The following is an 8,610-nucleotide window of genomic DNA, read 5'->3' as shown; positions in this document are numbered from 1 at the left end:
CATCCCCAAATCTCACTTAATTTATCTCTTAATCCATTTTCTATAATTTGATCAGCCATCAATTTTTCACGAGTATTATTTCCAAGTAAATCCATATTCAATTTTCCAAGCAAAAATTTTTCTAAATAATCGTGCATAGAACTTCCACGAGAAGTTGCTTCTCTTGAGATAACTTCTGCTTGTTTATAACCCACCCTTTTTTTCCATTCTTCTAATTTTGCTTTTTTTTCATCAGACTCTGTTGCTTTTAAAATAGTCGTTACAGATGGAAGATTTTCTTGGTTTACTAAATAATGTCTTGAACCTTGAAATATTGATCTTGTAGATTTTGGATAAATGTATTTATTATTCCACTGCATGTGATTTCTTATAATCGGTATTATTGGAAAAAAGAAATTAATTTTTAAGCTGTTTATTTCTTTCAACAAATTTTTCTACGTTTTCTGTTTGCACAGCTTTCTCAACTAGCTCGGGATCTTTAATATTTTCTAGAGTTCTGCTTATTGATCTTGCATCAGTGCCGAACTTATCTACTACACTCATGGCCTCCTCTAATTTTTTTCTAAGTGTAATTATATTATCAAAATGTTTTGAAAATCTTGTGGTGATTGTTTTAAGATGATTGTATATTTCTGTAGCTCCTTTTTGTACTTTCAGGGATTGAAAGCCCATATGTAAAGACTGTAAATAAGCTGAAAGCGTATTAGGACCACAAATTACTATTTTATACTTTTTCATCAATTCTTGAGTTAATAGTTCTTTAGTACTTGGATCCTGATAATCAGTTAATTCTTTATAAAGACTTTCAGTTGGTGCATAAACTATCGCAAAATCTGTTGTTTTAGGTGGAACAATGTATTTTTCCATTACACTTTTTGCTTTAGCTTTAAATGCACTAGCTAATTTTGTTCTCGCTTCAGCAACTGCTTTTTTATTATCATCATCATAAGCATCTGTGATTGCTTTAAATTTTTCCACTGGAAAATGAGAGTCTACTGGAACCAAAACATCTCCTTGAAGTTTAATTGCAAATTCGACATTTTCACTTGTATCTTCTTTCATCTTAGCATTGATCATAAATTGAGAAGCGGGTAATAAATCTTTTATTAAAGCATCCAGTGAATACTCAGCAAGAGTTCCATATTTTTTAACCCCTGCCAAAATTTTAGTAATTCCTTCTTGGCTTTGATTTAACAATTGTACTTGTTGGTTAAAATTACCAACCTTCTCATCAACTTTAGTAAGGGCCTCTGTCATATCCTTTGTTACTCCTGTAGATAAGGCATTAAATGAAGTAGACATTGAACCCAGTGAATTATTAATTGTTGTATTTAAAGTATCTTTTAAATTTGAAATTTCAGATTTTAAATTAGCTATTTCTTCAGCCTCTTTATTTTCATTTTTAGGCTTAGATTTTAGATTTAAATAAAGAATTGTCGAAACTACTCCTAACAATGCAACTAAAATAATTAAAAATATAATTTCCATGAATCAGTTTATATCATATATAAAATGAGCAATGGAACTATTATTAATATTTAAAATTATTATAGGCCTTGGGATATTAGTTGGCGTCTATGCAGTACTTAGAAACCTAGATATTATTAGAATTATCCTTATTTATTGGAAAGATTTAATCCTTAGAAAGTAATTTAGTCAAACTTTTCAAAGCTTTTTTTTTAACAGATAATCTAGAAACCATCATACAGGCTTCGGATTTTAATATTTCTCCATCTTTCAATATTCTTAAGTTATTAGCTTTTAATGTTTCTCCAGTGGAAGTTATATCTGTAATAATCTCACTAGACTCTGTGAAAGGATAAGCTTCTGTTGCACCTAAGCTACTTACTATCTTAAACTGAGTTACTCCTTTAGAAAACAAAAATTCTCTTGTTAAATTTGGGTATTTTGTTGCCACTCTTAACCTTTTCTTTTTTTTATCTTTAAATTCAAATGCTATTTCCTCTAAATCAGCAATCGTTTGTACATCAATCCATTCATCAGGAATAGCAACAACTAATTTTGCTTTACCAAAATTATATTTTTTACTCACGCTAATTTTATTTTGAATATTAATTTCGCTTTCTTTAAGTAAATCAAACCCAGAAAATCCAAAATCCAAAGAGCCCTCTCCTAATCTTTGAATAATTTCACGCGCATGCAAATAAATAATTTTAATATTCTTTTTACCTTTAATTGATGCAAGCAAATCTCTTTCTCCTCTCTCAGAAAAAAGTCTTAATTTCTTCTTTTTAAAGATATTTAAAACATCTTTTCTAAGTCTACCTTTGCTAGGAATTCCAACATTTATGATATCGTTAATCATATATTTATGGCAGCCCCGACTGCTGGAACTTCTTTTTTAGATCCAAGATCTGAGATTAAGTGATCATACCTTCCACCATTAATAACATTTTTATTTTTTAAATTTGATTTGATATCAATTCTAAAAACCATTCCTGTATAATACTCAAGTTGTCTTCCAAATGAGGCAGAAAAAATAACATTTAATTTTGAAACTTTATTTTGAGATAACGGGAAATATCTTTGATCTACAGCAAGATTAATTTTATATTTTTTAAAAAATTTGTTTAATTCACTGGCTGCTTTATTAATTGGACATTTTATTCTCAAAAAATCTTTAATTATTTTTGAAACGTTTTTACCTTTGTTTGTTCTTCTTGGGTCTTTAATTTTATGATCAAATCTTTTTAAGATTTCTTTTATTGATCTACCAGCAACAACTTTAGATTGATTACCTTTTAGCATCTTTAAGTAACGTCTTTTATCAACTTCAACAATAGTTGGATCAACATCAGAATTTGTCTCTAATCTTTTTAATAAATCGCTGAAATAGTCTTCCCGCCAAAAATGTCTTGTAAGCCTTAATTTCCATCTTTTTGGTATATCTAATTTAGATATTAGAAGATTAAAAATCTCCACATTGCCAATAGTGAGAGTGCCAGTAGAATATTTTAGATTTTTAAGTGATTTAAGTGATGTATCTATTATTTCTTTATCATCATTTTTTTCATCTCTAGATCCTATAATCTCAAAACCAACTTGATTTCGAATTATAGAATCTTTTTTATTTTGAGATTTTCTATAAGCCTGTCCACTATAAAATATTTTTTCTTTACCCTTTAAATTATTTTCTAAATACCTAAGACAAGAGACAATGGTAAGGTCAGGTCTCAAACATAATTCATTACCTGTCTGATCTGTAAATAAAAAAATAAATTTTCTAAAACTCTCCCCAGACCTTTGAACTATATGACTAGCCTCAATAACTGATGGTAATTCAATATATTTAAAACCCTTAGATTTTACTGATCTAAGAATATTTTCAGATAAGTTTTTTGACTTCATCAATTAAATTTTCTTTTGGAAATGTTTTATTATTTTCACCCTTAACACCCTTTAGGCTTTTAATAGTAACTGTATTTTCATTAAATTCATTTTCACCACATATTATCGCAACATCTAATTCACGTTTATTTGCTAAGGTTAGTTGTTTACCTAAATTTTTCTTTGTATCTAAAAAAATTTCAGCATTGATATTATTATTTCTTAATAGATCTAAAATTTCGTAGTAATTTTTTAGATATTTTTCATTCATTACACAAACTAAAACTGGTTTTTGACTATCTACTTTTATTTGATCTAATTGCATCAAAGCAAACAATAATCGATCAATTCCAAAACTAATTCCAGTGCCTGGAATATCTACACCTTTAAATCTAGAGATTAATTTTGCATAAGCTCCACCAGAACAAATACTGCCTATATCGACCTCTTTACCTTTATTATTTGTAACTTTAAAATTTAGATTTGTTTCAACAATGAAATCTGAATAATAAGCCAATCCCCTAACAATTGCAAAATTTGTTTTGACCTGATTTAAATTTGAACTGTAACCCAATACTTCAAATACTTGTTCTAATTCCTTAATACCTTCTTGAGACAATGGATTTTTTAATTTTTCTTTTAATTCTTTTAAATCTTTAATTTTTAAAAAATTAAGTATTCCAGACAATTGTTCATCGTTTAAATCTGCACCCTTAGTGATTGCACCACTTTTATCTTTTCTCTCTTTTTTAAGAAGATCTTCAACACCCTTTAAACCAAAACCTGGTTTATCTAATTTGTCAATTGCTCTAATTACTTTTAATTGTTTGTCCTCTGATATTTTTAGATCATCAATTAATCCTTGAACTATTTTTCTATTACTAATGTTAATTATAAATTGATCTTTTTTTAATCCGCAATCTAACAATGTACTTGATATTAAGTTGCAAAGCTCAGCATTTGCTTGGGCAGGATTAACATTTCCCACAATATCAAAGTCAGCTTGCATAAATTCTCTATACCTTCCGTTACCAGCCTTTTCATTTCTAAAAACATTTTGAATAGCATACCTTTTAAAGATTGATGGAAGCTCTTGATTGTTTTGAGCAACAAATCTAGCTAGCGGGCTTGAAAGATCATACCTAAGAGTAATGCTTTTTTCTCCATCTTGAAATGAGAATACATCAGACATAGGATTAGCTTCATCCTCTGCCAAAAAAGATCCTATATTTGAACTTATCTCAAACGAAGGGGTTTCCAGAGCCTCTGCTCCAAATTTAATAAAATTATTCTCAATAGTCTTTATTAGACTTTTTTTGAGAAGAAGTTTTTTATCCCAACGATCTTCAAACCCAGGAGGTAATCCTGGAACTAATTTATTTTCTTTATTCATTTTTTGGTACCTTGGGTAGGTTACGCTCCTACGACTTCGGATCCACAAACCGACGTGATGCTATTTCACCACCAAGGCATATCCTTTTCTGTTTTATATTATTTTTAGTAGATTTAAAATTATATTATAAAAATTAATTGCTAGCTTTAGCCAGCATGGAAATGACTATGCACACCTCTATTAGTTCCTCTTGAAGTAGATCCAAGAGTACATTTGCCTAATTTGAAAATAGTCATCTTTTTAATCATGGGCATCTTATTAGACAAAAAATGAAATTTATCAACCTAAAAAATAAAAAGACGTTTATCTGTTTTTGATAAACGTCTTTAAAGTTAAAAAATTAGTCTAATTTTTTTAGATTAACTGCTGAAGGGCCTTTTGGACCATCTTCTAATGTAAACTCCAGCTTATCACCTTCATTTAAATATCTCATCCCAGCTGCTTTAACTGCTGAAGCGTGTACGAATGCATCTTTTTCTTTGTCATCTCTTTCGATAAAACCATATCCTTTTTTACCGTTAAACCATTTTACTTTACCTTGTAGTGTACTCATCTTATTTCATAGTCCTTTAATTTTTGTTAATAATGAATAAAGTTAATTTTTTTTAAAATTTTTGCAAGTTGAAAAGTGGTGGTGGCTGAGGAAGGATTCGCACCTCCGACACAAGCCTTTTCAGGGCTCTGCTCTACTCCTGAGCTACTCAGCCTTAGGATTACCCTCTAAAGATTATTCGTCCTTTAGTAAGATCATAAGGGGTCATTTCCACTGTCACATTGTCACCCTGCAGAACTCTTATTCTATTTTTTCGAAGTTTTCCTGCTGTATGCGCTGTAACGATGTGACCGTTTTCTAATTGAACTCTAAACATAGCGTTTGGTAATAAATCAGTAACTTTACCTTTGAATTCAAGTAGGTCTTGTTTAGACAAATTTATTTTCTCCTAATTCTTTTTTTTATTGAGTGAGCATGTCCTGCTAACCCTTCATAATTTGCAAGAGTTATAACTGATGGCCCAAGACTTTCAATACCCTTTTTTGATAAGTTTATGTAAGAAATTCTTTTATAAAATTCATTTACACTTATTCCAGAAGAATATTTTGCTGAACCATTTGTTGGTAATACATGATTTGATCCAATGTTATAATCTGTCATAGCCATAATTGCATATTTTCCTAAACAAATTGAACCTGCATTTTTAATCTTCTTAACAAATGTTTTATAATTTTTTATATTCAACTCCAAATGTTCAGGTGCGATTTTATTTACAACATCTATGATTTTTTTTTCAGAGTTTATGTACATTAAAATTCCGTTATTAATTATGCTTTTTTTGGCAATTGATTGTCTTGGAATTTCTTTTAATTGCTTGAAAATTTCAAATTTCACATCGTGTATTAACTTTTTATCTTTTGAAATCAAAATACATTGTGCTAATGGATCATGTTCTGCTTGAGCGACTAAATCACTAGCTACCCAAATTGGATTTGAATTTCTGTCACATACAATAGTTACTTCCGACGGACCTGCAACCATCGCTTCAATACCAACATCTCCAAATACTTCTTTTTTTGCCGCAGTAACATAAACATTACCAGGTCCTACAATTTTGTTAACTTGTTTTATTTTTTTAGTTCCATAAGTTACTGCTGCAATTGCAGATGCACCTCCAATTGAATAAATTTCTTGAATTTTACATTTTCTTGCAGCATATAAAACTGCAGAATTTTGTTTTCCTTTGAAACCAGGATTTATCATTACAATTCTCTTTACTCCCGCAATTATAGCAGGTATTGCATTCATTAATACAGTTGATGGATATGATGCTGATGAACCAGGAACATATATTGCTATAGAGTCTATCGGTAAATATTTATACTGAAGTTTATTTTTGTACTTATCAACATACGAAATGTCTTTAACTTTCTGCAGCGAGTGAAATTTATATATTCGATCATAAGCAGTGTTAATTGCTTGTTTTACTTTTTTATCCAAATTTTTAATTAATTTTGAAATTTGTTTTGAGGAGGGAATTATTTTTGAATTTTGATTAAATTTTTTCTCATATTTTAACAAAGCTTTATCACCATTTTTTTTTACATCTCTAATAATATGATTTACAGAGACCAAACTTGACTGAATCTTTTTTTTTCTGATTGACAATAATTTATCAAGTGTTCTGTCAAAACTTTTATTATTACTCTTAAGTATTTTCATAGATTATTTTATTTCACTTTGATCTTCTAGTCTTACTTCAATTGTTTCAGATGTTAAAGAAATATGCCCATTATTATTAAATATTAAATCAATTTCATAGTCATTTTTATTTCTAAGATAATTTATTCCAATTAATTCTAAAACCAAATCTTGATTTTTTTGATCAATGTTTTTAGATTTTACACGATCGATAAAATCAAACTTACAAATACTATTAATTTTTTTATCTTTTTGACCCGTCTCAACTTTAGATCTCTCAACTGAAAGAAGAAAAATTTTATTTGATTCTAGATACTTAATATCTGAAATTTTAACTTTTGAACCTGCGCAACACGCTGAAATCATTTGCAGACCTTCTTTATCAGTTGCGATAATTTTTGCTAAATACTTCTTATCCATTAATTCAATCTTCTAATCTTTGCTCCAACTTTTCTCAATTTACTTTCTATGTTTTCGTAACCTCTATCAAGATGATAAATTCTATTAATAACTGATTTTCCTTTAGCTGTTAATGCAGCTAAAATTAATGAGACAGATGCTCTTAAATCAGTTGCCATTAATTCAGCTGGTGCAAAGTTAATCCCTCCTTTTATAATTGCTTTATTTCCTCTAGTTAAAATTTTAGCCCCCATTCTATTAAGTTCTGCTACATGCATAAATCTATTCTCAAAAATATTTTCTTGTATAATCGAATTTTTGTTTGCTTTGCATAGTAGTACCATTAATTGTGCTTGAAGGTCAGTTGGAAAACCAGGATATGGGGCTGTTTTGATTTTTAAGCTTTTGATTTGTTTACTTCCTGTGATTTGAACTTCGTTTTTTTTAATAGTTATTTTTGAACCTATCTTCTTAAGAATATTAAGTTCAGTATTTATTATATCTGGCTTGATGTTTTGTATTTTTATTTTACCCTCAGTAACTGCAGCAGCAACTAAGTAAGTTCCAGCTTCAATTCTGTCAAACATAACAGAATAATTTGTTTCTTTTAATTCACTTACTCCTGTAATCTTAATTTTTCTTTTAGCAACCCATTTAATTTTACAGCCTGTCTTGATTAAAAAATTCACTAAATCTTTAATCTCTGGCTCAATTGCACAATTTAAAAGAAAGGTTGTTCCTTTTGCTAAACATGCGGCAATAATTAAATTCTCCGTTGCTCCAACTGATAATTTTGGGAATTTTATTGTGTTACCTATTAGACCTTTTGATGCTTTAGCTATTACATAACCATTATAAATTTTAAATTTTACACCTAATTTGGATAATGCTTTTAAATGTATGTCTATTGGACGTGTACCAATTGCACATCCACCAGGTAAAGAAACCTTTGCATAGCCAAATTTCGCAAGTAAAGGCCCCAAAACCAAAATTCCTGCCCTCATAGTCTTTACTAGATTATATGATGCAAATTTTTTATTCTGATTACTATTATCAATTGTGACTTGATTATCACTTATTTTAATCTTCGATCCCAAAGATTTTAATAAAGAAAGCATTGTCTCAATATCTTTTACTTTAGGTAAATTTTTTAAGACAATTTTTTTATTTGATAACAAAGATCCTGCAAGTATGGGCAAAGAGGCATTTTTAGATCCTGAGATTCTAACTTGCCCCTTAAGCTTAAAAGCTCCAAAGACCTCTAATTTCTGCATGA

The 8,610-nt window shown here is 29.2% G+C and carries 9 protein-coding genes, 1 tRNA gene and 1 pseudogene; all 11 read right to left on the bottom strand.

The genetic code is table 11. The features are described 5' to 3' along the window. Window positions 1–359, bottom strand: a pseudogene (locus tag AMN95_RS04240) (hypothetical protein); the annotation flags it as partial. 37 nt (window positions 360–396) lie between these two features. Next, window positions 397–1,488 (bottom strand): DNA recombination protein RmuC, encoded by a 1,092-nt coding sequence (locus AMN95_RS04235; protein WP_075522723.1) that lies wholly within the window; start codon window positions 1,486–1,488, stop codon window positions 397–399. 145 nt (window positions 1,489–1,633) lie between these two features. Continuing rightward, entirely contained in the window at window positions 1,634–2,326 is a 693-nt protein-coding gene (gene hisG / locus AMN95_RS04230; RefSeq protein WP_075522722.1) for an ATP phosphoribosyltransferase, read from the bottom strand. Further along, complete coding sequence (locus AMN95_RS04225; RefSeq protein WP_075522721.1) at window positions 2,323–3,369, bottom strand: ATP phosphoribosyltransferase regulatory subunit; 1,047 nt, start codon at window positions 3,367–3,369, stop codon at window positions 2,323–2,325. The genes hisG and AMN95_RS04225 overlap by 4 nt, the downstream gene beginning before the upstream one ends. Beyond that, window positions 3,347–4,741, bottom strand: coding sequence for a histidine--tRNA ligase (gene hisS, locus AMN95_RS04220; RefSeq protein WP_075522720.1), 1,395 nt, complete (start codon window positions 4,739–4,741; stop codon window positions 3,347–3,349). The genes AMN95_RS04225 and hisS overlap by 23 nt, the downstream gene beginning before the upstream one ends. Window positions 4,742–5,081: 340 nt before the next feature. Further along, on the bottom strand, window positions 5,082–5,294 hold the full coding sequence (locus AMN95_RS04215) for a cold-shock protein (RefSeq protein ID WP_075522719.1): 213 nt from the start codon (window positions 5,292–5,294) through the stop codon (window positions 5,082–5,084). 79 nt (window positions 5,295–5,373) lie between these two features. Next, a tRNA-Phe gene (locus tag AMN95_RS04210) sits at window positions 5,374–5,448 on the bottom strand. Window positions 5,449–5,454: 6 nt separating this feature from the next. Further along, a complete protein-coding gene (gene infA / locus AMN95_RS04205) occupies window positions 5,455–5,670 on the bottom strand; it encodes a translation initiation factor IF-1 (protein WP_075519823.1) in 216 nt (71 codons plus the stop codon). Window positions 5,671–5,672: 2 nt separating this feature from the next. Continuing rightward, window positions 5,673–6,956, bottom strand: a complete 1,284-nt coding sequence (gene hisD, locus AMN95_RS04200) for a histidinol dehydrogenase (RefSeq protein ID WP_075522718.1) — start codon at window positions 6,954–6,956, stop codon at window positions 5,673–5,675. A gap of 3 nt (window positions 6,957–6,959) precedes the next feature. Next, entirely contained in the window at window positions 6,960–7,355 is a 396-nt protein-coding gene (locus tag AMN95_RS04195) for a DUF2948 family protein (RefSeq protein WP_075522717.1), read from the bottom strand. Beyond that, window positions 7,355–8,608 (bottom strand): UDP-N-acetylglucosamine 1-carboxyvinyltransferase, encoded by a 1,254-nt coding sequence (gene murA, locus AMN95_RS04190; RefSeq protein WP_075522716.1) that lies wholly within the window; start codon window positions 8,606–8,608, stop codon window positions 7,355–7,357. Before murA ends, AMN95_RS04195 begins: the two co-directional genes overlap by 1 nt. Window positions 8,609–8,610 lie beyond the last annotated feature (2 nt).

It is taken from the genome of Candidatus Pelagibacter communis, assembly GCF_001180185.1.
Classification (GTDB): Bacteria; Pseudomonadota; Alphaproteobacteria; order Pelagibacterales; family Pelagibacteraceae; genus Pelagibacter; species Pelagibacter ubique_F.
The sequence above is the reverse complement of the archived record's forward strand: the minus strand, read 5'-3'. Positions and strand labels throughout refer to the sequence as shown.